Genomic DNA, 22,104 nt, shown 5'->3' with positions numbered 1-22,104 from the left:
CAGGCGTCAGGACGACGCCTTCACCCAGGCGGGACGCTCGCTGATCCGCTTCCACCACGCCCCGACGTTCGGCCGATCGGTGATGAGATCCCCGAGCTTCGACACAACGAGACACTGGAGGTACGGCATCCACGAGATGTCGGCCAGCGAGTAGCTCGAGCCCGCGAGGTACTCGTGGCCGGCCAGCGCCTTCTCGACCGCGTCGAGCGCCTTCGAGACCTCGGCCTTGGACGCATCGACGATCGCCTCGTCGCCTGGCTTGCCCTGCATCGGCAGGAAGACCCGCTGGAAGCAGATCTTGACCGCCGGGGTGGCGAAGTACGATTGCTCCACGCTGAGCCACTGATCCATGAGCGCCCTGGCCCTGAGCTCGGTCGGCGTCAGCGGAGCTCCCGGAAGCTTGTGATCGAGGTAACGCATGATCGCCCTCGACTCGTAGAGCGTGAAGTCCTCGTCCTCGAGCACCGGGATCACGCCGAAGGGGTGGCGCGCGAGGTAATCGGGCTGCTTGTGCGCGCCCTTCATCAGGTCGACGAGCACGAACTGCGCCTCCTGGCCCTTCTCGGCGAGCACCGTCAGGACCTTGCGCGTACACGTGCTCATGGGATGTCCGTAGATCTTCATCGTGTCTCCTGTCCTGTGTTTCGTCGCGAGGCGCCGACCGGCGGCGGCCTCCGCGGCGCGCTAGCCTAAACGGATTTCTCCGACCGCGATCGCCCAGATGGCGCGGCCGATCACGGCGCGCGGTCAGCCCTCGCGCCGCCGATCCTCCTGCCACTCGGCGTCGCGGGCCGCGGCGAAGACCGGGAGGCGCGCGAGCCACCGCTCGCCGGCGTTCGGGCGCTCGAGCGCGATGCGCAGGGCCGCGATCAGCTCGAGCGGCGCGGCGTCGAGGCCCTGCTCCTTCGCGGCCCAGCCCAGGCCGGCGAGGACGGCGTTGGCGACCTCGTAGCCCGGGCGGTGCATCGGCGCCGTGGGCACGGACGCGGGCGCGGCGAAGTGGCGCTCGCACGCGGCGGCGTCGAGGGAGCTCCAGCCCGCGCACACGATCGGGCGGACAGCGTGGATCGAGCAGGCGCCGCGCCCGTCGAGCAGCGGGCAGGGGACGCCGGCCTCGGCGCGTTCCAGGCGGGACAGGCCGCGCGTCGCCGCGTCGGCGGCGCGGACGCGCTCCTCCAGCGCGGCGAGCTCCGCCTGGCTCCGCGTGGCGCGCAGGTGGGCCGCGATGCGGAGCACCTCCGGCGCCAGCACGAGCACCTTGCTGACGCAGCAGGTCGCGCAGCCGGCCCTGCAGTCGATGGGCCGAGCGGGCGGCTCGGCGGCGACCGACGCCCCCTGGAGCGCCTCCGCCCGCGCGAGCGCCGAGGCCGCGGCCGACACAGCGCCGGCCTCGGTGCGCGCGGCGAGCGACAGCGCGAGCGCGGCGCGCTCCCCGTCGGCGATCCCCTCGAGGACGGCGGGGGTGTACCGCGTCGCGGGGGCGAGCGGCAGGGAGCGCTTCCGGCGCGTCATCGCGGCGCTACGCGGTCTCCGGGAGCCGCCAGTCGATCTCGTCGGCGCCGCGGGCGCGGAGGGCGCTGTTGATGGTCGAGAACGGCTTGCTGCCGAAGAAGCCGCTCCTCGCCGACAGCGGCGAGGGGTGCGCCGCCTTGATGACCGTGTGGCGCTTCGCGTCGATGAGCTTCGCCTTCTTCTGCGCGTGGCCGCCCCAGAGCACGAACACCACCCCGTCGGGCCTGTCGTTGACCTTCTTGATGACGGCGTCGGTGAACGACTCCCAGCCCTGGTTCTTGTGGGAGTTCGGCGTGTGCGCCCGGACGGTGAGCACGGTGTTCAGCAGCAGCACGCCCTGGGTGGCCCACGTCGTGAGGCAGCCGTGGCGCGGGATCGTGAAGCCCGGCAGATCCGAGACCGCCTCCTTGTACATGTTGGCCAGCGACGGCGGCGGCGTCACGCCCGGGCGCACGGAGAAGCACAGCCCGTGGGCCTGCCCGTCGTCGTGGTACGGGTCCTGGCCGAGGAGCAGCACGCGGACGCTCTCGTACGGCGTGAGCTTGAACGCGGCGAAGACGTCCTCCTCTGCCGGAAACACCTGGTGCGCCTTCCGCTCGTCCTCGACGAAGCGCGCCAGCTTCTTGAAGTACGGCTGCTCGAGCTCTCCGGCGAGCACGCGCTCCCACGAGGCAGGTAGATCGATCTTCATCTCTCGCTCAGACCCCTTCCTTCGGACAGAACTCGCTCATCCGGCACTCCCCGCACTTCGGCTTCCTGGCGACGCAGGTGTAGCGGCCGTGCAGCACCAGCGCAGGGCCGAAGAACGTCCATTGGTCCTTCGGCACGATCTTCATCAGGTCTTCCTCGATCTGCTCGGGCTTCTCGCGCTTCGAGAGGCCGATGCGCCCGCTGAGGCGGGCGACGTGGGTGTCGACGATGATCCCCGAGGGGATGTCGAACGCCGTGTTGAGCACGACGTTCGCTGTCTTCCTGGCCACGCCCGGCAGCGTGGTGAGCTCGGCCATGGTCGCGGGCACCTCGCCGCCGAAGCGCGCGACGAGCTCCCTGCACGTGGCCTGCACCGTCTTCGTCTTCTGGCGGTAGAAGCCGGTCGGCTTGAGCTCTTCCTCGAGCTCCGCCGTGGGCGCGTCGGCGTACGCCTGCGCCGTCGGGTACTTCGGGAAGAGCGTGGCGGTCACCCGGTTGACGCGCTCGTCCGTGCACTGCGCGGCCAGGATGGTCGCGACGAGCAGATCGAGCGGCGTCTTCCAGTCGAGCTCGTAACGCGCGTCGGGGTGCTCCTTGCGCAGCTGCTCGAGGAGGAGGGGGATGCGGTCTCGGGCGTTCATGGGGGTCGTCGCAGCGTACCCCAGCCCCGGGCCGCCCGTCAGCGGGGCTCGGCCCCTCAGCGACGCCGGGCGACGAGGCTGTGCGCGGCGAGCGCGGGGCGTCGGCGCTCGCCTTCCCGAGCGGCCAGCGCCGCTCACGCCTTCTTGCCGAGCGCCACGTCGACGAGCACGTCGCCGAGCGGTGCTTCCAGGAGCAGGTGCACGCTCTCTCCTGCCGGCCTCCAGTGTACGATGGCGCGCGGCTCCACCTGGAAGCGCGCCGACGTCGTGATCGCCCCGCCGTCGATCCGGAGGACGGCGTGCTCTCCCGGCGCGTGCTCGACGAGCACGTAGAGCCCGTCATCGCCGGCTGCGAGGTGGATGGGTCGACCTTCGAGCTTGGCGGACCCGGAGCACGCACCCTCCCAGGCGACGAGGTTGAGCCCCGGCGCGAACCACGCGAGCGCGCGTGTCGCTACCGCGCGCGGCAGTGGCGCCCCGGTCGCGCCGAGCTTCGCGTACGCTTCCTCCTCCTCTTCGTCAATCTCGAGGAAGACGGGCATTGGCTCCTGCGCTTCCGCCCGCTCTGCGCAGCGTCGCCGCGCGCGCTCCCAGCGCGCGCGCGCGACGCCGTAGGAAAGCGGCGAGCGCACGATGCGGGACCAGAGGCTGGGCTCGGTTGCGACGACCGGTCCCCCTGGCGTCGATACCTCGCAGACGCGGCCGTTTAGCAGGAAGAATGCCCGCCCGTTGCGCGCGAAGAGGGGGGTGTGCACGCCCGGGAGCTCGAACAGGATTTGCCCCTCGGGCGCGCCGGCGCTGAACCGGGTGATGGAGAGCCCGTCCAGCGCATCGACGTGATCGCCGTCTCGGCAAATCCGAGAGAGGCGACCGTGCTGCGCCGCCGCGAGGAGCCGTGTGCCCTCGGGAGCGGCCAGCGGAGCGGGAGCGAGCGCTGCCTCGAGAGCGCGGCTGCTCCCCTCGACCCCCGAGGTCCGCGCGGCCTCCCGCAGGGCCACCAGGGTTCCTGCGAGCCGCTCGCGTCGCCGCTTCTGATCCGCGCGGGTCGCGATTGTCTCCGCGACGAAGCGAGCCGCTCCGCGCCGCGCTGCGGCCGAGCTCAGCCCGGCGCGGATGGCGTCGTCCACCACGGCATCCCCGAGCACGCGGAGCAGCGCGAGCGGCACGGGATCGCTGTGCGGGGCGGCCGTCCAGGCGCCCGCGTCATGACCGAGCCATTCCAGCAGTTCCGTGGCCTGATCCAGAGGCGCCGGACGCGCTTTCCCCAGCACCGACAACGCCTCGACGGCTCCCCCGAGGCGGCCCGCTTCCGGGGCTGCGAGCGCCCCGCGGAGCGGCGCGAGATCTGGCGGAGCGCCCTCCGGCCAGCGGGGCCCTTCCGCCGCGCTCTCGGGCCCGGCGCCCGGCGTCCCACCCGGCGGCGCGAGACACCCCCGCTCGGCCAGCCAGCGCGCGAGTTTCTCCGGGCGCGCGAGCGGGGCGGCTGCGTTCCAGCCGGGATAGCCGACCGCGAGCCCGTGATGCAGCGTCAGCGTTGCGACGCGCTCGCCCTGGCCGATCAGCTCGAGCACCGGCGCCTCATGCCATGCACTCTCGGCCGGTGGCGCCCCGTCGCCGATCTGGAGCAGCGGCCGGAGCTCGGCGAGCGCGCTGCGGTCGACCCACGAGAGCGTCGGCGTGACGCTGCGCCCTGGCGCCGGCGGTCGCGCCAGCACGCGCCCGAAGCTGGCCCGCGAGAGCAGCGCGTCGATATCTGCCTGCCGGGGCAGCCCGCCAAAGGGGGATGGTACGCCCGCGAGACGAGGGCTCATGGCTTGAACGGGACGCCGCTGACCGATCCGGATGGCGTCACTCCGACGTAGTAGCCTTGATGCACGAAGGGGCCCTTGGGCGTGGGGCACATCTCGCCAGGACGATAGGGATACTGGGGGGGCTTCCCCCAGAATTTCCAGGAAGGTTTGTTGCGCCCATCGTGGGGTAGGGGATGGGCGACGGCCGTCAGCGACGCCGCGCGACGGGCCCCGCGCGCCTGCGGCCGAAGTAGATCTCGAGCAGCTCGCGCCCCACGAGGTTCGCCTTGGTGCGCCACGCGATGTCGTTGGCCAGCATCACGGAGACCGCGATCTCGGGTCGATCCGACGGCGCGAACGAGGCGAACCACGAGAACATCCGCGACGGCTTGCCGCCGACGAGCGTGCCGGTCTTGGCGGCGACGGGCATGGTGCCGAGGGCGCGGGTGCCGTCGGGCTTGCGGAACGCCTTGGCGCAGGTGCCCCGCCGCGTCGTGACCTCGAGCATCGACCGGAGGGTGCGCGCGACGTCGGCCCGCAGGCCGCGGCCGTCGGTGCTCCGAGGCGTGACGGCGCCCGCGTCCTCGCGGTCCTGCGCGCCCGGCGGCGCGAGCAGCGAGAGGCGGACGCGCTCGCCGTCGTTGGCGATCGTCTGCATCGCGAACAGGGCGCCGAGCGGGCTGAGGCGCCCGCTCCAGAAGCCCGCGGCGGCGCGGGCGAGGCCGAGCCCGGCGGCGGGGATGTTGGCGGTGCTCGGCGCGACGGGGATGTCGATGGGGACCTCGCCGTCGAAGCCGAGGTCGCGGGCCTTGTTGCGCAGGTCGTCGGCCGTGAGGTGCCGGCCTGCGAGGCGGGCGAAGACGCCGTTGATGCTGCGGCCGAGCGCCTCGCCGAAGACGGTGCACGTGGCGCCGCGGCCCTCCAGATCGGCCGCGGTGATCGCGCTCATGCCGCCCGTGTAGCAGACGGGCGTGGCGACGTTCACCTTGCGGCCCTCGAGCAGTGCCGCCGCGGTGACGATCTTGAAGAGGCTCGCGCTCGGGGCGAGCGGGGTGGCGACGTAGTCCCGGTCTCCGCGGCTCGCCCACACGAGGATGCGGCCGGTGCGCACGTCGGAGGCGACGATGGCGCCCTCGGGGGCGCCGGAGCGGGCGAGGAGGCGCTCGGCGGCGCGCTGGAGCTCGGGATCGAGCGTGAGGCGCACCTGCTTGCCCGACGCGCCGACCGTGGCGTGGACCGCGCCGGCCTCGACGTGGAGCTTTCGGACGCCCGGCGGCGCCGGAGATGCCGTCGCCGGCGCGATCCCGACGGCTATCGCGGCGGCGAGCGCGAGGAAGAGACGCGATCGCACCCCGCCGAGATGCCAGGCGGCGCGCGGGAGGGCCAAGTTCCGCGCGCTGGCCGCGACGGGTACCTCGTCGCCCACGGAGGAGGGGGGAGGGGTTCATGAGGTGCAGCGCCCGCTCCCCGGCTTTGCCCTGGAGCGGCTCAGCGTTCTTGTTCCAGGGCGATCCGATGGCCATCGGGATCGACGACCGTCACGGGCGAGCTGCCCTCGGAGCCCATGGCGCCGACTACCGCGCCCAGCGCTCGGAGCGACTCCAGGATCCGATCGAGGTCGGAGACGACGAGCCCCAGGCGGAGGCCGGACGTCGGCCTGTCCGAGAGCGGATAGAGCTCGAGGATCATCCCACCCACGTTGCACGCGTAGTGCTTCGCTCCATTGCCGTGCTGCTCTGGTGACAATCGCAGGCCAAGGCCTTCGTAGAACCGCCGCGAGCGCTCGAGGTCCGCGCACCGGAGGACCACGTAGGCAACACGTTGCACGCTCATTGGAAGGGATCCGGGCGCCCTGGCCGAGGTCAGCGCCGCCCTTCCGGCACGATCGTTTCTCCGCGCGCCAGCATCTCCACCAGCGCCGCGATCTTCTTCGCGCGCCCGGCGGGCGTCTTCATGTTGTTCGTGCGAAACGCCAGCGCGAAGAGGTTCTGGCGCCCGAGGGTCTGGAACGTCTTGCGCGCCCGTGGGTTCGCCTCGATGGCCGCGCGAAGGTCGTCGGGGAGGGTGTCTCCGGTCGCGCGGCGGATGGGGGCGTAGGCGGCCTCCCAGCGACCATCCGCCTTCGCGGCGTCGACGTGCCGCTGGCCGTGCGGGGTCATGCGGCCGGCTGCCGTCAGCCGAGCGACGTGCTCCCTGTTGATCTGGCTCCAGACGCTCCTCGCCTTGCGAGGGGTGTACCGCTGCAGAAACGAGACCTCGTCGAAGGTCTTCCGGATGCCGTCGATCCACCCCCAGCACAGGGCCACGTCCAGCGCCTGCGCGTAGGTCACCGTCGGCACGCCCGAGTCCTTCTTGTGAATCTTCAGCCACAGCTCGGTCTCGCGGGCGTGATTCGCGGCCATCCAGGCTTCGAAGGCCGCCTCGGTGGGGAAGCTCTTGATCTTGTCTGGGTTCGGAATGATCGGCGCCATGAAAAAGGTCCTGGTTGAAGCCTATCGATCAAGGATCCAAGGGAGCCGGCGCGCCGGGGGCACTGCACGTACCAGAGCTCTCCTACGCAGCTCGGTGCTTACAGCCGATCTTTCCACGCGTCCGGATGGCGGTGCAGATGAAGCACCGCTATCACGAGCACCAAGGGTTCTTCGAGTACGAAGAAGACGCCGTAAGGAAAGATTCGAACCAGTGCGCGACGAATGCCGGGCTCGATCTCAGGAAACTGGAGAGGATTCTCTATGGTACGGCGGATCGTGGCATCCACTTCAGACTCGAATCGGAATCCGAGATCGCGTCGCTCCCGCTCGTAGCGAAGCGCATCCTCAAAGATTTCAACCTCCGCTTCCTGGCGGATTTCAAGCCGTCTCATCGCTGCGCGGCGCGCAGGCGCGAGAGCAGGTCTCGGCGGGCCTCCTCCCACGAGCGGCTTGAACCCTGACCAGCTCGGTGCGCCGCCAGGCGTTCCGCGATGATCTCGCGATGCCACTCCAGGGCGGGAACTGCCTCAGGATGGAGCGCGACGCGGTCCCAGAGGGCCTGGACGTAATCAAGCTTCTCTGCGGGGGAGAGATCGTCGAAACCTGGAGGGGGCATCGCCGGGAGGGACATATCCGCAAATATACCGCAAACGCCACGGGAGATCACGCCCAGCGGGCCGTGCCTCACGCCAGGGTGTCCGCGGGCCATTTCTGTCCGCATTGTCCAACGATTCCAGAATCTTATGCGATGCCCGCGCCAGTCCGGGGCCGTGCCGGCCGAGAGGGCTCGGCCCCCACGCGCGGGTAGAGCAGAGACAACCCTGCACTCCGCGCACGGGACGGAGAGAGCGGTCGGGAGCATGATCGACGAGACCTCTCTCTGGCTGAGTTCTCCAGTCTAACGGCTGGCCGCCGCGCAGCGGGCCAGGCGGCCGAGTGAAGCGAGGCTGCCCGGATCATCGCGCATCAGCGGCTTGTTGGACGGTTGTTCCTCCCCTCGGCTCTATGCATGAGGCCTTTCCTCGTTGACGACCTCAAGCACATCGAACTCCTCGATCGACAACTCCACGAACTCTGCCAGCGGCTGCCAACCATTCGGGGCGGCCCCGCGTTGCCACGTGAACCGGGCAATCGCCTGCACGCCACCGCACACGGTGGCCTCAAGAACCACGCCGTCGAGAACTCCGACCTGCTCGAGCGGCCGACGGACGGGAACTTGCAGTTCCTCCAGCTTCTGGAGCAATCGCCATAGCGCTGCGGGCTTGGCTGCGACTTGATCGTAACCAACCACGAGATCGGCTCCCGCGCTGGTCGAGAGAGAGCGGAAGAGGTGCAGGTTGCCGACGTCGCCACGGATCTCGTAACATACGCCTGCTCGCCACGATGGACGACGAACGAATTGTGCCTGCAGGGAGCCCACGCCGGGAAATCCCCAGGTCATGTCGTGCGGAGCGCGCGGCGTGGCGACGGCGAGCTCGATCTCTTGGCGTCGCTCGTTTTCGAGACGCATCTGCCGGCGTTTCTTCTTCGGGCTCATGATTCGCTCTGGTATACACGCGCATCCGCCCAACAGCTACAGCTTCTGCCGCGCGTGGGTGCGCACAGGGCACCCACGCGTCGGTCACCAGCGCCATGTTGGGCGGCTTGTGTGGGGATTCGCCCGGTGTCACGTCGCCGTCTGCAGAAGAGCCTGGGTGCGGGACAAGACGCCATTTGCCAGGTCGCGTGCGCGTGCGAGGTTCCCGATCAGTTGAGCAAGCACGTTGACCGCCTCCTGGCGGACCGCATCGAGTTCGTAGGTCAGTTTCGGCAGTAGCCCAAAACTGTCTCGATACTGCTCAAGCGCTTCGGCTGCTTCCCCCAATTGGTCTCGATAGCCTTCGACCACTGCAGCGTTCGCTTCAAGAGTCTCACGAGATCGAGAAGGAGGCAGGCTGCCAAGGAGGTGCGTGATCCCACTCATGGATCCAAAAACCTCCTGAATAGATTGCGAGAAGCTCGGCAGCTGGGCGAATAGTGCGTTCTTTATGTCTGTCATAGCGCTTACAAAATTATTGGTGATGCGCAGTCGCTCCTTGTTGGACATCCGCCGAAGCTCTTCGCCGCTCATGGTGGCGAGGCGTCGATTAAGAGAGCGCGTTTGCCCGTTGAAGAGCGCCATGGCAGACGCGATGTTCCTAGCACTTTCGAGCAGGATGCCGGTATGCCGGTCCAGCATTTCCCGGTGATCCAAAAGACAGTCTTCGGAGGCGATAAAGTCGGAGCTGATCAGAGGTACGATGACCGTGGCAGCGCTGAGTCGTTGCTGAATGGTCGAGTCGCGCTCGGCTCCCGGTTCAAGCAGTCCGTCGTGCCACGTTGAGATCAGCCCCTGGTACGTCAACGCTGCAAGGTGTGCCAGCAATTCGTCGCGAAGCGAACGATCCTCGTGCGCGGAGATCAGTACCACTTCAACTGGCGAAAAAATCATAGACATCCCGTTACGTAAAGCTTGCCCATCCAACGATTTTCCGGTCTGCCGGCGGCGCGCAGCGCCGCCGGCAGCAGCTCGTTGGGCGGCCTCATGGCTCAATCCTCGGGCGGATGCCAACCCGCGATGACCCAGCCCCGCCGGGCTTCCACGAGCTCGGCGCGGTTCAGGCGCACCGCAGCGATCGTAGCTCGGCCAGTTGGCGTCTTGCCGATGATCAGAGATCCCTCCGTATTCCAGCCGAAATGATCCAGCCAGACCTGCTGTCGTGGGTTGAAGAGACGCACGACTTCCCCGGTGTGCGGGTCGGGAGCAGCGATTCGATTGCCCTTGTGATCGTTGCACATCGAGCATGCGAGCCAGAGGTTTTCTCTGGCAGTAGGCCCGCCCAGCGACTCAGGGATAATGTGGTCGATCTCCATCGGTGTGCCGATGATACGCGCCGAGGTCAGGCAATAACCGCAGCGATGGCGCGCCTCACCGGCGACCTGCTCACGCAGCGCCCTCCCGATGTAGCTACGGCTCATGTCCTTGGTGAAGCCCCGAGACGTCATGGCCTCGCTGCTTGAGCAGCGCGGCAGATCGGGAGCGAACCAGCATGATCCGCGTGTACTCCTTCATGAGCGTCGCGAGCGCCTCGATGTCCGACGCGGAGAGCCCCTCGCTCTGGCGCTTGATGTGCAGATCCTCGAGGTCTGCTGCCTTCTCCGGGGCGAGGCTCTGCCTGGCGGCCCGCCAGAGATCCTCGTCACCTAGCAGGTGCAGCGCGGCGATGGCCTCCGCCATGTCGACCGCCAGCTCGTCCGGTTCGTCAGGGAGGGAGGTTGCCACCGCGTCGACGAGCTCGGCCTCGACGGTTCGTTGCGTTTTCTGCGCGCGGCGAGCCAGGCGCTCGTACAGCGGCTCGGGCAGGTTCACGGTAACGGCTTGAACGGCCATATCCTAGTTTACGATGGGCCGTCGAGGCCAGCAAGCTCGGCGGTGCAAGGCGCAGCGTGACGCGCAACCGGCCGTTCTCCTCTGCCGTGCCATGATCGGTATCCTCGTCGGCCCAACACTGAGCCCGTGATGGCGAGGGAGATCCACGCGTGGCTAGGGTTCCCGCTGGAAGCTCCGGAATGCCGAGCGCGCGAGCCCACGGAAGGGATGCCCCGGTCTGACGGGCCCGCGTGCGGGAGGCCCGCCGCCGCGGCGGTCGTCGCCGAGCGCCGGGTCTGGTAGGGTGCGCAGAGAGGTGCCTGTGCTCAAGCTGCCGAAAGATCTCGTCGCCGATCCGCGCCATGACGCGGTGTCCGACCTCCTCACCAAGCATGCGGGTCTCTTGTGGGAGAGCGGTCGAAACCGGGTGGCGACGCTCCCGATGACCGACGCGCTGGCCGCGGAGCTCCGCGGCGCGCTCGCGGCCGAGCACGCCTGCCACGGCCTCGAGCTCATCGCCGACAAGCTCGCCAGCGAGCAGAAGGGGCTGGACGCCGCGGCCAGGCGAGCCCCGGAGAGCCCGCAGAACGCCCGCGCGTCGCGCATCCTCTTTCTCGCGAGCGACGGCAGCACCCGCTTCTATCGCGACTGCGACGCGCTCCTCTCCCGCTACCCGCAGCGCCTCCTGGCCTGCCGGCTCGAGATCGCCGGCGAGGCGCTGGGCGAGAAGCTCACCGGGAGCGCAAGGCTGATCCGGAGCGTGCTTGTCCTCGACAAGAGGGTCGCCGCCCGAGCGCTGCTCGCCCTGCTCCCGCCGGGCTGACATCCGACGCCGCCACGGCGCGCTCCAGCACCGCGCGTCCTCCGTCCACGCTGCGCTCGCGCGCCGTCAACACCGCCGGCGCGGCCTCCTGGAGAGGCACGCCTCTGCGCCTGGAGGTCCTGGCCTCCAGGCCACAGCCTCCACATCGGCGCCTGGAGCATTTTGGCAGAGCTGTTGGCGTGCTCCCTTCCCGGCGCTCGCTCCACGAGCGCCCCCTCGAGAACACCGCAAATCCACGCCCGCCGAGGCGGCACGCTGCGTGCTCAGCGTGCTCAGGGGGAAGGACAGTCAATCGATCCATCAATCCCCCACGGGAGAGAACCCATCATGAAATCTACCGCATTCATCCTCAGCAGCCTCGTTGTCCCCTTCGCCCTCGTCGGTTGCGTCTCGGACTCCGAACCTCACGACGAGGGGCTCATGGACGTCGAGGAGGCCGCCGCCTCCCCCGAGGCCGCCCGCGCCCCGGTGGAGGTGCAGCCGTCCGAAGGCATCGGCGCGCAGAACACGGCGCCGGGCGAGGACGCCCTCGCCCAGCAGGCGCTGAGCCCCGCCGGGAAGTCTGCCGCAGAGATCGTCGTCGGCTCCGGCGGCGCGCAGTCCCTCGTCCTCCTCCAGCTCCCGATCGTCAACCTGCTTATCAACCCCGGCTTCGAGAACGCGCAGGCCGGCATCCCCTCGGGCTTCATCGATCATGGCAGCGCCAACGCGTCCTGGTTCGCCGGCTGGGGCACCGCGGCGGACTCCTGGCCTGCCACGAGCAATGACCTGAACTACGGCGCCATCGCGACATGGCTCAAGACCGACGTCGTGCACACCGCCAACAAGCGCAGCCTCCTCGTGTCCGCGACGACGACCAACGGCGGCATCGCCCAGCAGTACTGGACCTCCGCAAGCCCGCCGCCGAACAACGCCTACCTGCGGTTCAGCGTCTGGGTCTATACGGTGACCGGGCAGGTCACGATAGGGCTCGGCAGCGGCGGGACGGGTTACACCACCAGGACCTCGACCCAGACCGGAAAGTGGGAGTACCTCCAGACCTGCGGCACGTCGTTCAACAACCAGGTCCTTATCTACACGATCGGCGGGCCGGCCGTTTACTACGTGGACGACGCCAACGTGTCGGCGACGCCTTCGCCCCTCCTCGACCAGTATTGCTCGCCCGGCGCCGTCGTCTTCTGAACCACGCCGCCGTCGCTCGGCGCGCACGTCGGGAGATCCGCACCGGGCGCACCGAACATGGGCTCCGCGCCGCATCGCTCAGTCGGTGCAGCACGGGGCCCCGCCGGGGGCGTCGCAGGTCGCCGGATCGTCGCTGCACGGCAGCCCCCAGGCCACGGTGGCGCCGAGGACGACCTCCACCTGCGCCGCGTGCTTCGTCGAGCCGTCGTCGTTGCGCGCCTCCGCCGCGAGGATCACGTGGGTCCCCTCCTCGAGCACGGCTTCCGGCTCCCACTGCCCTCCCGGGAGGAACGCGATGAGCCCGAACGCGTGCGGGAACTCCCCGGGGAGGAGCTCGACCATCCCCTCCTGCGGCACGCCAGGCGGGAACAGGTCCCCGGTCGCAGGGTCCTTGACGCTGTACCGCACGCGGACCCTCGCGCCGCAATCGCTGCAGCCGACGGCGAACCAGAGATGATATCCGCCCTGGGGCCCGGCCATCACCGGGAGCGTGGCGCCCTCCTCGATGCTCTCGAAGCAGGTCTCGCCGGTCCCGATCTCGAACACAGCGGGGTCGTCCGGCAGGCGGCACCCGCCGCCACCGCCCGCCCCCGTGGAGCTTCCGCCGCCGCCTTCCCCCGTGGAGCTGCCGCCTTCGCCAGCGGAGCCGCCGGCGCCTTTCCCCGTGGAGCCGCCAGCGCCCGATCCATTCGAGCTTCCGGCGCCGCCGCCGCCCTCGCCGGTCGAGGTGCTGTCGACGCTCCCCTCGCTGGTGGAGCTACCGCCGCCGCCCTCGCCGGTGGAGCCGCCACCCATCGCGTCCGCCTCGATGCTCGAGCCGCAGTGGAGACACAGCAGCGCGAGGGCGAGGGTGAGCACGAGAGTCGCTTGCCAGCGGGTCGATGCGCGAAGGAAAGATCTCATGGGGATCACCTGGAACACGCGAGGGCGCTGTAAAGAGGAGAGCCGGAGCGCTCCCTCCTTCAGGCGCGATGTCCCGGAGGGCCGCGGCGGGCTCGACGCGAGGCTCGGCCCTGGCAGACTTGGCAGCAACCGTTCCATCGCGCGCTCCGCGCAATCCAGGCGCTTTCCCGAGCGCGCTCGCCAGCGCGCTGCGCCACGTGTGCCAGGCGCAGACAGCCCTGGCACAGGGGGACCGGGCCCTCCCGACCCGGCCGGCGCGGCGTGCGCGCTGGAGGCGCGGCGTGCGCGCTGGAGAGGTGCGGCGACGGCGCGCCCAGCCCGGCGGGCGTCTTCGAGACCCACGCCGTGCCTTGGCGCGCTATGGTGTCGTCATCCCGGCCGGGGGGTCGGGGTTCCTTGCCGCCCATGCCGACGACCCGCCTGTTGCACAGCGCCGAGATCCCCCAGGCCGACAACCTGGCCAACGTGCGGCGCGTGCTGGAGGTGCTCTCGGGCGGGGTGACCGAGAAGGAGCGGATCTCCGAGCAGACGGGCATCTCGGTGCGGCACGTCGGCTATGCGCTCGCCGCTGCCCGCGTCCTCGGCTGGCTCGGCGACGACGGCGCCTCGATCACGCCTGCGGCGCGCGAGCTCCTCGCCACCTCGTCCGGCTCTGCCGACGAGCGGACGCACCTCAGGCGCGCGATCTTCGCGTGCGAGGTCGTGAAGGAGGTCGCGCCGGATCTCTTCGAGCCCGCGGCGCCGACGCGCGAGGCGCTCGCGCGGCGCATCTTCCGCTTCACCGCGGGCATCGGGAAGGAGACGGCGCGCCGGCGCGCGCAGACCCTGCTCGCCTGGCGGAGCCAGGTGCTGGAGCGGCAGCTCCCGCTCTTCCCGAAGCGCCCGAGGAAGCGCGGCGCCGCGGCCGCAGCGAGCGCCGGCGAGGAGACAGCGCCGGGCGAGGAGACGGCCTCCGGCGAGGAGACGGCGCCGCGGCGCTGACCTCGCCGGATCCCGCTATTCCGGGTCGGGGAAGGCGCATAACCTGGGATCCTCGGCGCGCGGCGCCCAGCGAGACCGCGCCTGAACGCGCGCCGGGAAGGAAGAACGCATGAACCCTTATGCACCTCCGACTGCCTCCATCGAGCCTCACGCCGCGGGCGTCGCGCAGATCAGCCCGGAGCAGCGCCTCGAGATCCAGAAGAAGCTGAGTCGCTACAGCAACTTGAGCCTCCTGTGCGGGGTGCCCGGGTTCCTTCTGCAATCGGTGGGGCGCGCGATGGACAACGCTGCCATCTCGCTCCTCGGCGTCGCCCTGTTCATCACCGCCCTCGTGTATTACGCGAAGATGCGCGGCCGGAGCGGCGCGTGGGGGATCGTGGGGGTGGTCACCTGCGTCGGCCTGGCGCTCCTCTACTTCCTGCCGAAGCACTGCCTGAACTGCGCGGCGAAGCACTCGTACCGAACGAAGGGTTGCGATCGCTGCGGCGCGCCGCTCGGCTCTTGAGAGGGCGCGCTCGGCGGCTCCCCGCCGCCGCGGCAGGCGGACCGCGGGCCTCGATCTCGGGCCCCGTGCGGCGCTGCGAGGGGTAGGATGCCGCCCATGAACCGCGTTTCCAGGAGGGTGACGGCCACGGTGATCGCGCTCGCGGGGGTCGCAGCCGGCTACGGGCTCCTGAGCTCGCGCGCTTCCGACCCGAAGACGCTCGTCGGCCGCGTCTGGATCGAGCGGCTCCCGAAGGGCGACACGGACCTTGTCGAGCTCGTCGTGCTGCTCGCCGACGAGCCGATCGGCGTCTTCCGGCGTTCGTCCCAGTACGAGGGCTCGTTTGCCCTGTTTCGTTACGAGCTCCGCGGCAACGACAAGGTGCAGCTGCTCTTCCCGCAGGACAAATCGAGGCACGAGGTCGCCTTCGATGCGCGGCCGTGTGATGTGAAGGGCTTCGACTACTGCCTCGATCTGAGCGGCGCTCCGCGGGGCGCCGCGAAGTACTACAGCCGGAAGGAATGGGAGATCGAGGGGAGCGACCTGCCGGCGCTGGAGAGCGCGCTGCGAGCGCTCGGTGATGAGCTGGTCCGGTCCGCGCCGGAGCCGTGAACGGAGCAGGTCGGCCACGGCTCGCCGGCCACGGCTCGCCGCGCGCTCGCCTCGGAGCTACCGCGCTGCCGGCGCCTTGCGCGCGGGGCGCGCCGCGCGCAGCTCGTCGGCGCTCACCTTGCCGTCGCGGTTCGCGTCCGCCGCCTTCACCCGCTCCCAGCGCTTGTCACCCACCTCGTCCCTGGTGAGGAAGCCGTCGCCGTTCTTGTCCTTCTTGGCGAAGCGCGCCTTCTGCTTCGCCGCCCGGTCCTTCATGCGCAGCTCGGCGTGCGCCTTGAGCTCCTCGGCCGACAGGGTGCCGTCGTTGTTCGTGTCGGCCTTGCCGAGCCGCTTCTGCGCCTTCTCGGGGAGCTCGGCGACGGTCAGCTTGCCGTCGCCGTTCTTGTCGAAGCGCTTGATGAGGCGGGCCGGGTCCTTCGGGCCGTGATGGCGGCGGGCGTCCTTGCCCTGGCCCTGGTGCAGCGCCGGCTTGCCCCCCGTTCCGCCCGCGCCGTTCGCGGCGTAGGCCGCTCCGCCGCCGGCGAGGACGGCGGCCGCGAGAAAGCTGCCGAGGACGAGGCGACGGATCGCGCTGTGGGTCTTGTGGGAGAAGAGGGCGAGGGTCATGGGGGTCGTGCTCCTTGGTGCAAGGGCCAGCCTGTTCTTGCCGGCTTCTGTTCGTGAGACGCGCCCCGGGCCGCCCTCCCTACGCGCCCCTCGATCTTTTTTCAGCGGGCGCGGGTGTGCGCCGCGGCACGTCGCTCGGCCCCGGCCCGCCACCACCCGCCCGGGCGCAGGGGCCGCGCGCGGCCCGCCGGTGTGAGCCTCCGCGCGTCGCATCGAGGTCGCAGCGCCGGCTCTGGCAGGCGGACGCTGAGATCCACGTCCAGCGGGGGTATAAAGGAAGCGGAGACGACGATGATCTTGTACCGACCCGTGGGCCTCGCCGAGCTCCGGCTCATCGCGGAGGCCGGCTATCGCGCGTTCCCGCCGCGCCTGTCGCATCAGCCGATCTTCTATCCGGTGCTGACCGAGGAGTACGCGCGCAAGATCGCCCGCGACTGGAACACCGCCGATGAGACCTCCGGGTTCGCGGGGTGGGTGACGCGGTTCGAGGTCGAGGACGACTTCGCCCGCAGGTATCCTGTGCAGATCGCGGGCGGACGCTCCCACGAGGAGCTCTGGGTGCCCGCCGAGGAGCTGGAGGAGTTCAACCGGCATCTCGTCGGGACCATCGAGGTCACCGAGGTCTATTGCGGGCCGAAGTTTCAGGGAGACATCGATCCTGCGACCCATCTCCCCCTCGGTTGGCTCCGCAACCCGCCCACGAAGGGAAGGTGAGGCCATGGATCTCTCCACCCCCGCAGCCAGCCCCCCTCCCGGCGAGATCGAGTTGCGCCTGGAGCAGCACCGGCAGAGCTGACCGGCCACTGTTCCCGGATGCTCGGCTCCGCGTTCGACGCGGACGACGCCCGCTCTTCGGGCCTGCCCTTGCGGCCCGAGACGTAGCTTGAACGACCAGCCGCGTCCTGTTCCCGGTGGACGCGGACGGCCTACTCGCCGGGGCAGGCGATGAACAGCGTGGCCCCCTGCTGGGCTTCTTCACCTCCGCCGACGAACCGGATCTTGCGGCGCTCGTCCGCCCGGCAGTCGGCGACGATGGCCGGGTCGCCGCGGCCGTTCGCCGGGTCGACGTAGCACCACCCGTGTACCGGCTCGCCGCCCGCCTCGACATCGTCGCTCGCGTCGTGCCTGCACGCCTCGCCCTCTGCGCCTGCGAGCTGCTCGATCTCGCACACGCAATCCCAGCCGGCGGCCGCTGCGATCGGATCGGCGAGCACCTCTTCCTTCGCCGCCGCGTGCTCCTCCGTGACGTCGGCGCGCGCCGGGATGTCAGCGCAGCTGCACGCGCCCTGGGAGTTGCGCGCCTCGAGGATCAGACAGGCGACCTCCCCTCCAGCGTCGGGCGTCAGCGTGCGCTGCAGGCACCGGCTGTCGAGCCCCGTCTTCAGACGCTCGATGACAGCGCCGATCGCCGGCCGGTAGCCGAAGTCGGCCGCGTTGGCGTCCGTGAGCTGGCGCGGGCACACCGAGCCGACGATGCCCTGGGGGCCGAGCTCCCGGATGAGCTGGAGCTCGCGGAGGCTCGGGTAGGCCTTCACCTTGATCTGCGTCGTCGACCTGGGTCCCGGATCCTCCTGGTCGTTCCCCGCTTCCGGCTCGCACAGCGGGTTGTCGGTCGCCTGACCCCCCACCGCTCTGCAGTCGCAGCTCTGAGCCTGCCCATCGCAGCGCTTCACCGCGTCCCTGGGGAGATCGAAGATGCAAGCGTACTGGAGGTCCCCCGTGCTCTCCGCCGGGATCGTGTACTCGCGGCCGTTGATGGCGTTCCAGCCGGTCTCCTCCGGCGGGACGATCGTGTCGCCGGTGATCGGGTTCGCGCCCGAGCGAGGCTTCATCGACTCGACCATGAAGGGATCCTTCGGCGCCTGGTACTTCGCGGGATCGCCGAGGATGAGCTCCCAGGTGCTGCCGTGGTCGCCCACCGGAGCGCTGAGCTCGTCGGCGTTCTTGAGCCCGCCGACCGGCTCGCCTTCCTGGTTGAGGCCGTTCAGCAGGTCGGGCTGGCCTTGCGCGTTCTGGCGCGCGATGTCCTGCCATGGCACGCCGACGATGCCGGCGAAGAAGACGAGCCCGGGATCGCGGATGCCGTAGTCGAGGTCGTCCGGGTTCAGATCGCTGAAGATCGGGTTCGGGACCAGCTCGCCCCTGCGGTTCGGGATCTCCGCCTCGGTGAAGGCGCGCCTGTAGCGGTCGATCGGATAGAGGAAGTTGAAGCCGAACCGGCGCTTCTGGTCCCAGCAGCGAGAGTTGATCGGGTCCTCCGCGGCGGTCAGCCTGGCCGCGTCGCCGTCCGGGCCTGTGCACGCCGGGTCCTCGGTGCAGCCCGTCTGATCCTGGCGGCACGACCTGCAGCACGTGTTGCCCGGGTCCTGGGCGCACTCGGCGCGCGGCCGCCACATCCGGAAGCCCGGCGCTGTCTCCGCGACGAGGTAGTCCATGCCCTCCTCGCGGATCGAGCAGTCGTTCTCGTCGGTGAGCATGAGGATCGCGAGGAGGGAGCTCGGCCGCAGGAAGTCGGCGCGCTGCTTCTTGACGACGGCATCCTCGCCGGAGACGACGATGTACTCGGTGGCCGGGTCGACGCTGATCGTCGCGTAGGGCTCCGGGTCGACGAGGAAGCGGTACACGCTCTCGAGCTGCGCCTCGAAGCCGCAGCCGGTCTGCCCCGTGCCCCTGACCATCGCGGTGAGCTGCCCGACCAGCGACGTGTCGTTGAGGTCGGCGTTCGAATCATTGGGGCCGATGTCCGCCTCGCCGTCGAGCGGATCCGGCGTATCCGGCTCGCCGTCGAGCTTCTGATCCGGATCCCAGGCCAGGAAGCCCCGGTCGAGGTAGGTCGGGAGGTCGTTTGTGGTGGAGTTCTCGTCGCTGCGCGCGAGGAGGTGCGCCATGTCCACGTTCGAGGCGCTCGTCGTCCCCGGGCAGGCGCCCGACCCGTGGCCGCCGAGGCTCGAGCTGATGATGCCGATGTGAAGGTCCTTGATCGGCGCGAACTCACGCTTGTAGTCCTGCGGACAGGGCGTGATGGGCGAGGCGACCGTGGTCGGGGGCATCGCGCCGGCCTCGTGGATGCAGCGCGGGTTGACGAGACCGTGGACGAGGTCGGGGATCGCGATGGCGAGGACGTCCTGCTTGTCGGCCATCGAGCTCGAGTTGTCGATCGCCAGGAGGAGGTCGATCTTGTCGGCCGAGCCCTGCACCAGCCGCTCGGGGTGCACCGTCGCCGGTCCTGGCTCCGACATGCCCCCTGCGCCACCCGTCCCTGGGCTCTGCCCACCGTCGCCCGGCTCCACGCGGATATTCTGCGCGCAGCCGCCAGGCGCAACCGTGGCAACGGCCCAGAGCCAGACCGCCGCTGCTGCTGCCCTGCTCCTGCCCCTCATGGCGCAGAGCCTCTGGCGGTGTGCTTCGCAAGTCAAGCGCTCCGCTCGGCGCGATCCTGCTGACGGGCTTCCTGGGCGGCGCCGTCGCGCACGCACGTGCGCGTCGACTGAGTCAGAGCAGGTCGCGCGGTCTGTGATGGAGGAGCGCCCGGCGTGCCGGGCGAGCACCCAAGGGACGATGCGATGCTTGATGCTGTGATGGTCACTGCGAGGTGCTACCGCTGATGGATGGGCCTCCGCCCTCCTGAGCGCGCGAGCTACGACGATTACACCCTCATGTGAATTGTGCAGTGTGACGGCTGTCTGAAGCCTCCGGCCAGAGTTTCATCTCTGCCGGGAGGGTGTCGACAGCTTCCGGCCAGAGTTTCATCTCTGCCGGGAGGGTGTCGACAGCTTCCGGCCAGAGTTTCATCTCTGCCGGGAGGGTGTCGACAGCTTCCGGCCAGAGCTTCATCTCTGCCGGGAAGGTGTCGGCACCCTCCGCCCGGTGGTCCGAGCGTGGTCTGTCGCCCGCGAGCGCGGCGGAGCGGGTGGCGGGGGAGGTTCCGCGATCGGGGCTTGACGTTTCCGAAATGCTTGGACTCCGTTCCACGGAACGGCCGTGATTCCTGGCGCGGTGATTCCGGGCGTGGCCGTCACCCCCCCGCACGCCCGACCGCGGCCCGCCCGTTGCTCCCGGGGGGAGCGGAAGGGCAGGAGGCTCATGGCTATCGACGCGTATACCGCGCGCAAATCGGTCATGCAGGGAGAGGCGCTCGGGTTTCACGTGAGCAACACCGCGGCAGATCCCGCGGTGCAGATGGCCATCGAGCGGATCGGGGCGCGCGCGTCGCTCGGCGCTTCTGTCCGGTTCTCCGCAGGCGCCCACGCGACGCCGCCGGACGCCTACGCGGTGGGCTGCGGCTGGCCCCGCGCCCATGAATGGCTCATCCCTCCCGATTGGCCGAGCGGCGTCTATCTGGCCACCCTGAAGAACGCGGATGGCGAGGAGGCGTCGCTGCGCTTCGTGGTGAGAGCCCGCGCCCCTGGCGCGAGCATCCTCGTCTGCATCCCGTTCTTCACGGACCAGGCCTACAATGGCTGGGGTGGCAACCGGCTCTATCCATGGGCCTCGCCGGACCGCTCCAGGAGGGTGTCCTTCGAGCGCCCCGGCGGCACGGAAGCGAAGAGCGCGCTGCCGCTCGTGCGCTGGCTGGAGAGGGAGCAGATCGCGGTCGACTATTGCTCCAGCATGGACCTGCACGCGGAGCCCGACCTCTTGCGAGGTGTTCAGCTCCTCGTCAGCACGGGCCACGACGAGTACTGGTCCAGAGAGATGCGCGATGCGGTCGAGGCGTTCGTGCGCTCGGGCGGCAACGTGGCGTTCCTGAGCGGCAACACGTGCTACTGGCAGGTCCGCATCGAGGACCAGGGCCGCACGATGGTCTGCTACCGCGACGCCGTCGAGGATCCGCTGGCGGGGATCGACAACGATCGTGTGACCGTGCAATGGGCCAGCGCCCCCGTGGATCGCCCGGAGAACCACATGACGGGCGTGGGCTACCGGGTCGGCGCCGGCAACTGGCTCGACCCGGAGGCGCAGAAGGAGGCGGTCTACCGGGTGAATTTCCCCGAGCACTGGGTCTTCGACGGCACGGGGCTCGCGCTCGGAGATGCCTTCGGGAGAGGCTCGGTCGGCTACGAGACCGACGCGGCCGAACTCGTCGATGTCGACGGGATCGCGCGCGCGACCGGGCAGGGCGGCACGCCGCCGACGTTCGTGGTGCTGGCCGTCGCCGATCTCCGGCAATGGCGGGCGCAGGGGCAAGGCGGGCTCGCGACCATGGGCATCTACCGCCGCGGAGGCACGGTGTTCACGGCCGCGAGCGTCGACTGGGCGGCCCCGTTCGACAGGGGGACCGCTCCGGAGATCGAGCGCATCACGCGCAATGTGCTCGAGAAGCTCTCGCGCCGGTACCCCGAGCACGGCTGGCAGCGGGTGGGCAGCGCGCCGCGCATCGCGGCGATGACGGGCGCCGAGGGCCTCCTCTTCGCGGCCACCGAGGACGGCGCGCTGCTGTGGCGGGAGCCGTCGAGCCAGAACCTCCCCTGGAGGTCCGCGGGGGTGGCCCGCGGCGTCGTCGCCATGGCGTGCCCGGTCGAGGCCGAGGCGGAGCAGCCGATCGGGATCTTCCTTGTGACCGCCGACGGGCGCCTCTTCTTCCGCGACCCCCTGCGCGAGGAGGTCGTCTGGCGGCCGGTCGGCGCTGGGCCCGGTATCGTGGCGATGGCCACGACCCATTTCGATCTGTTCGCCGCGACGAGCGGCGGCCTCTTGCTCACGCGCCCCACGCGGGGCGGCGACGTCCCCTGGAAGCCCATCGGGCGCGCGGAGGGTGTTGTCGCCATGGCGGCGATCAACGGGAAGGTGTACTCGGTCACGGGGGAGGGGCGCCTCTCATGGCGGGCGCCGGTGCGCCACGAGAGCCCATGGGTCTCGATCGGAGAGGCGAAGGACGTGCGCGCGCTCGCGGGCGCGCAGGGGCGGCTCTTCGCAGCGACGGGCACGGGCGCGCTGCTGGCGAGGGACGGTTTCTAAGGCTGCAGCGGGAACTTGCCCCGGATAGGCGGAAGACCGCCACGGCGGTTCGTCGCCGCGCCG

At 70.1% G+C, this 22,104-nt stretch carries 24 protein-coding genes; 8 read left to right on the top strand and 16 right to left on the bottom strand.

The window, feature by feature from the left end; genetic code table 11:
- Nucleotides 1-6: 6 nt before the first annotated feature.
- The 8 genes from WMF22_RS25750 to WMF22_RS25715 form a co-directional block, all read right to left on the bottom strand.
- Nucleotides 7-624 (bottom strand): glutathione S-transferase family protein, encoded by a 618-nt coding sequence (locus WMF22_RS25750; protein ID WP_437292654.1) that lies wholly within the window; start codon nt 622-624, stop codon nt 7-9.
- Between the two features lie 123 nt (nt 625-747).
- On the bottom strand, nt 748-1,512 hold the full coding sequence (locus tag WMF22_RS25745; RefSeq protein WP_438031503.1) for a YkgJ family cysteine cluster protein: 765 nt from the start codon (nt 1,510-1,512) through the stop codon (nt 748-750).
- A gap of 7 nt (nt 1,513-1,519) precedes the next feature.
- Nucleotides 1,520-2,203 carry a uracil-DNA glycosylase gene (gene ung, locus WMF22_RS25740; RefSeq protein ID WP_437292652.1) on the bottom strand — a complete coding sequence of 228 codons (684 nt, stop codon included), beginning with the start codon at nt 2,201-2,203 and terminating at the stop codon, nt 1,520-1,522.
- Nucleotides 2,204-2,210: 7 nt separating this feature from the next.
- A complete protein-coding gene (gene nth, locus WMF22_RS25735; RefSeq protein ID WP_437292651.1) occupies nt 2,211-2,843 on the bottom strand; it encodes an endonuclease III in 633 nt (210 codons plus the stop codon).
- A gap of 134 nt (nt 2,844-2,977) precedes the next feature.
- Nucleotides 2,978-4,744: a hypothetical protein gene (locus WMF22_RS25730; protein WP_438031502.1), complete on the bottom strand. Its 1,767-nt coding sequence runs from the start codon at nt 4,742-4,744 to the stop codon at nt 2,978-2,980.
- A 97-nt stretch (nt 4,745-4,841) separates the two neighbouring features.
- Entirely contained in the window at nt 4,842-5,984 is a 1,143-nt protein-coding gene (locus WMF22_RS25725; protein WP_437292649.1) for a penicillin-binding transpeptidase domain-containing protein, read from the bottom strand.
- 137 nt (nt 5,985-6,121) lie between these two features.
- The gene (locus tag WMF22_RS25720) at nt 6,122-6,466 is read right to left on the bottom strand and encodes a VOC family protein (RefSeq protein ID WP_438031501.1); all 345 of its coding nucleotides are present in this window, start codon (nt 6,464-6,466) and stop codon (nt 6,122-6,124) included.
- A gap of 29 nt (nt 6,467-6,495) precedes the next feature.
- Entirely contained in the window at nt 6,496-7,104 is a 609-nt protein-coding gene (locus WMF22_RS25715) for a YdeI/OmpD-associated family protein (protein WP_438031500.1), read from the bottom strand.
- A gap of 137 nt (nt 7,105-7,241) precedes the next feature.
- On the opposite strand from WMF22_RS25715, the gene WMF22_RS25710 reads away from it, so the two are divergent.
- Entirely contained in the window at nt 7,242-7,565 is a 324-nt protein-coding gene (locus WMF22_RS25710; RefSeq protein ID WP_437301701.1) for a hypothetical protein, read from the top strand.
- Here WMF22_RS25710 and WMF22_RS25705 read toward each other — a convergent pair.
- The 5 genes from WMF22_RS25705 to WMF22_RS25685 all read right to left on the bottom strand — a co-directional run bounded on the left by WMF22_RS25705 (nt 7,493) and on the right by WMF22_RS25685 (nt 10,513).
- Entirely contained in the window at nt 7,493-7,720 is a 228-nt protein-coding gene (locus tag WMF22_RS25705) for an addiction module protein (RefSeq protein ID WP_437301609.1), read from the bottom strand. The two genes, WMF22_RS25710 and WMF22_RS25705, sit on opposite strands and share 73 nt — an antisense overlap.
- 387 nt (nt 7,721-8,107) lie before the next feature.
- Nucleotides 8,108-8,641, bottom strand: coding sequence for a hypothetical protein (locus WMF22_RS25700; RefSeq protein ID WP_437292646.1), 534 nt, complete (start codon nt 8,639-8,641; stop codon nt 8,108-8,110).
- Between the two features lie 129 nt (nt 8,642-8,770).
- On the bottom strand, nt 8,771-9,580 hold the full coding sequence (locus tag WMF22_RS25695; RefSeq protein WP_438031499.1) for a hypothetical protein: 810 nt from the start codon (nt 9,578-9,580) through the stop codon (nt 8,771-8,773).
- A gap of 92 nt (nt 9,581-9,672) precedes the next feature.
- Nucleotides 9,673-10,128, bottom strand: a complete 456-nt coding sequence (locus WMF22_RS25690) for an HNH endonuclease (protein ID WP_437292644.1) — start codon at nt 10,126-10,128, stop codon at nt 9,673-9,675.
- Nucleotides 10,091-10,513 (bottom strand): hypothetical protein, encoded by a 423-nt coding sequence (locus WMF22_RS25685; RefSeq protein WP_438031498.1) that lies wholly within the window; start codon nt 10,511-10,513, stop codon nt 10,091-10,093. The genes WMF22_RS25690 and WMF22_RS25685 overlap by 38 nt, the downstream gene beginning before the upstream one ends.
- A gap of 295 nt (nt 10,514-10,808) precedes the next feature.
- Here WMF22_RS25685 and WMF22_RS25680 point away from each other — a divergent pair, with 295 nt between their 5' ends.
- Together WMF22_RS25680 and WMF22_RS25675 are read left to right on the top strand one after the other, a co-directional pair.
- Nucleotides 10,809-11,315: a hypothetical protein gene (locus WMF22_RS25680; RefSeq protein WP_437292642.1), complete on the top strand. Its 507-nt coding sequence runs from the start codon at nt 10,809-10,811 to the stop codon at nt 11,313-11,315.
- 327 nt (nt 11,316-11,642) lie between these two features.
- Nucleotides 11,643-12,497, top strand: coding sequence for a hypothetical protein (locus WMF22_RS25675; protein ID WP_438031497.1), 855 nt, complete (start codon nt 11,643-11,645; stop codon nt 12,495-12,497).
- 78 nt (nt 12,498-12,575) lie between these two features.
- On the opposite strand, the gene WMF22_RS25670 is transcribed toward WMF22_RS25675, so the two are convergent.
- A complete protein-coding gene (locus WMF22_RS25670; protein ID WP_438031496.1) occupies nt 12,576-13,400 on the bottom strand; it encodes a hypothetical protein in 825 nt (274 codons plus the stop codon).
- A gap of 405 nt (nt 13,401-13,805) precedes the next feature.
- Between WMF22_RS25670 and WMF22_RS25665 the strand changes: the two genes are divergently transcribed.
- The 3 genes from WMF22_RS25665 to WMF22_RS25655 all read left to right on the top strand — a co-directional run bounded on the left by WMF22_RS25665 (nt 13,806) and on the right by WMF22_RS25655 (nt 15,477).
- Entirely contained in the window at nt 13,806-14,381 is a 576-nt protein-coding gene (locus tag WMF22_RS25665) for a hypothetical protein (protein WP_438031495.1), read from the top strand.
- A 109-nt stretch (nt 14,382-14,490) separates the two neighbouring features.
- Nucleotides 14,491-14,886 (top strand): hypothetical protein, encoded by a 396-nt coding sequence (locus tag WMF22_RS25660; protein ID WP_438031494.1) that lies wholly within the window; start codon nt 14,491-14,493, stop codon nt 14,884-14,886.
- Between the two features lie 96 nt (nt 14,887-14,982).
- Nucleotides 14,983-15,477 carry a hypothetical protein gene (locus WMF22_RS25655; protein WP_437292637.1) on the top strand — a complete coding sequence of 165 codons (495 nt, stop codon included), beginning with the start codon at nt 14,983-14,985 and terminating at the stop codon, nt 15,475-15,477.
- Nucleotides 15,478-15,534: 57 nt separating this feature from the next.
- On the opposite strand, the gene WMF22_RS25650 is transcribed toward WMF22_RS25655, so the two are convergent.
- Nucleotides 15,535-16,083, bottom strand: coding sequence for an EF-hand domain-containing protein (locus tag WMF22_RS25650; protein WP_438031493.1), 549 nt, complete (start codon nt 16,081-16,083; stop codon nt 15,535-15,537).
- A 291-nt stretch (nt 16,084-16,374) separates the two neighbouring features.
- On the opposite strand from WMF22_RS25650, the gene WMF22_RS25645 reads away from it, so the two are divergent.
- Nucleotides 16,375-16,797: an ADP-ribosylation/crystallin J1 gene (locus WMF22_RS25645; protein WP_438031492.1), complete on the top strand. Its 423-nt coding sequence runs from the start codon at nt 16,375-16,377 to the stop codon at nt 16,795-16,797.
- 212 nt (nt 16,798-17,009) lie between these two features.
- On the opposite strand, the gene WMF22_RS25640 is transcribed toward WMF22_RS25645, so the two are convergent.
- A complete protein-coding gene (locus WMF22_RS25640; protein WP_438031491.1) occupies nt 17,010-19,322 on the bottom strand; it encodes a hypothetical protein in 2,313 nt (770 codons plus the stop codon).
- Nucleotides 19,323-20,166: 844 nt separating this feature from the next.
- Between WMF22_RS25640 and WMF22_RS25635 the strand changes: the two genes are divergently transcribed.
- Nucleotides 20,167-22,041, top strand: coding sequence for a N,N-dimethylformamidase beta subunit family domain-containing protein (locus WMF22_RS25635; protein WP_438031490.1), 1,875 nt, complete (start codon nt 20,167-20,169; stop codon nt 22,039-22,041).
- The last annotated feature ends 63 nt before the right edge of the window (nt 22,042-22,104 follow it).

The sequence above is a fragment of the Sorangium sp. So ce204 genome (genome assembly GCF_051526795.1).
Classification (GTDB): Bacteria; Myxococcota_A; Polyangia; order Polyangiales; family Polyangiaceae; genus Sorangium; species Sorangium cellulosum_B.
This window is presented reverse-complemented; position numbering and strand designations above follow the sequence as displayed.

Excerpts from the sequence above, each read along its gene's own strand:
- WMF22_RS25750 (WP_437292654.1), bottom strand. The coding sequence starts at position 624 with ATGAAGATCTACGGACATCCCATGAGCACGTGTACGCGCAAGGTCCTG.
- WMF22_RS25745 (WP_438031503.1), bottom strand. The coding sequence starts at position 1,512 with ATGACGCGCCGGAAGCGCTCCCTGCCGCTCGCCCCCGCGACGCGGTAC.
- ung (WP_437292652.1), bottom strand. The coding sequence starts at position 2,203 with ATGAAGATCGATCTACCTGCCTCGTGGGAGCGCGTGCTCGCCGGAGAG.
- nth (WP_437292651.1), bottom strand. The coding sequence starts at position 2,843 with ATGAACGCCCGAGACCGCATCCCCCTCCTCCTCGAGCAGCTGCGCAAG.
- WMF22_RS25720 (WP_438031501.1), bottom strand. The coding sequence starts at position 6,466 with ATGAGCGTGCAACGTGTTGCCTACGTGGTCCTCCGGTGCGCGGACCTC.
- WMF22_RS25715 (WP_438031500.1), bottom strand. The coding sequence starts at position 7,104 with ATGGCGCCGATCATTCCGAACCCAGACAAGATCAAGAGCTTCCCCACC.
- WMF22_RS25710 (WP_437301701.1), top strand. The coding sequence starts at position 7,242 with ATGAAGCACCGCTATCACGAGCACCAAGGGTTCTTCGAGTACGAAGAA.
- WMF22_RS25705 (WP_437301609.1), bottom strand. The coding sequence starts at position 7,720 with ATGCCCCCTCCAGGTTTCGACGATCTCTCCCCCGCAGAGAAGCTTGAT.
- WMF22_RS25700 (WP_437292646.1), bottom strand. The coding sequence starts at position 8,641 with ATGAGCCCGAAGAAGAAACGCCGGCAGATGCGTCTCGAAAACGAGCGA.
- WMF22_RS25695 (WP_438031499.1), bottom strand. The coding sequence starts at position 9,580 with ATGTCTATGATTTTTTCGCCAGTTGAAGTGGTACTGATCTCCGCGCAC.
- WMF22_RS25690 (WP_437292644.1), bottom strand. The coding sequence starts at position 10,128 with ATGACGTCTCGGGGCTTCACCAAGGACATGAGCCGTAGCTACATCGGG.
- WMF22_RS25685 (WP_438031498.1), bottom strand. The coding sequence starts at position 10,513 with ATGGCCGTTCAAGCCGTTACCGTGAACCTGCCCGAGCCGCTGTACGAG.
- WMF22_RS25675 (WP_438031497.1), top strand. The coding sequence starts at position 11,643 with ATGAAATCTACCGCATTCATCCTCAGCAGCCTCGTTGTCCCCTTCGCC.
- WMF22_RS25670 (WP_438031496.1), bottom strand. The coding sequence starts at position 13,400 with ATGAGATCTTTCCTTCGCGCATCGACCCGCTGGCAAGCGACTCTCGTG.
- WMF22_RS25665 (WP_438031495.1), top strand. The coding sequence starts at position 13,806 with ATGCCGACGACCCGCCTGTTGCACAGCGCCGAGATCCCCCAGGCCGAC.
- WMF22_RS25660 (WP_438031494.1), top strand. The coding sequence starts at position 14,491 with ATGAACCCTTATGCACCTCCGACTGCCTCCATCGAGCCTCACGCCGCG.
- WMF22_RS25655 (WP_437292637.1), top strand. The coding sequence starts at position 14,983 with ATGAACCGCGTTTCCAGGAGGGTGACGGCCACGGTGATCGCGCTCGCG.
- WMF22_RS25650 (WP_438031493.1), bottom strand. The coding sequence starts at position 16,083 with ATGACCCTCGCCCTCTTCTCCCACAAGACCCACAGCGCGATCCGTCGC.
- WMF22_RS25645 (WP_438031492.1), top strand. The coding sequence starts at position 16,375 with ATGATCTTGTACCGACCCGTGGGCCTCGCCGAGCTCCGGCTCATCGCG.
- WMF22_RS25640 (WP_438031491.1), bottom strand. The coding sequence starts at position 19,322 with ATGTCGGAGCCAGGACCGGCGACGGTGCACCCCGAGCGGCTGGTGCAG.
- WMF22_RS25635 (WP_438031490.1), top strand. The coding sequence starts at position 20,167 with ATGGCTATCGACGCGTATACCGCGCGCAAATCGGTCATGCAGGGAGAG.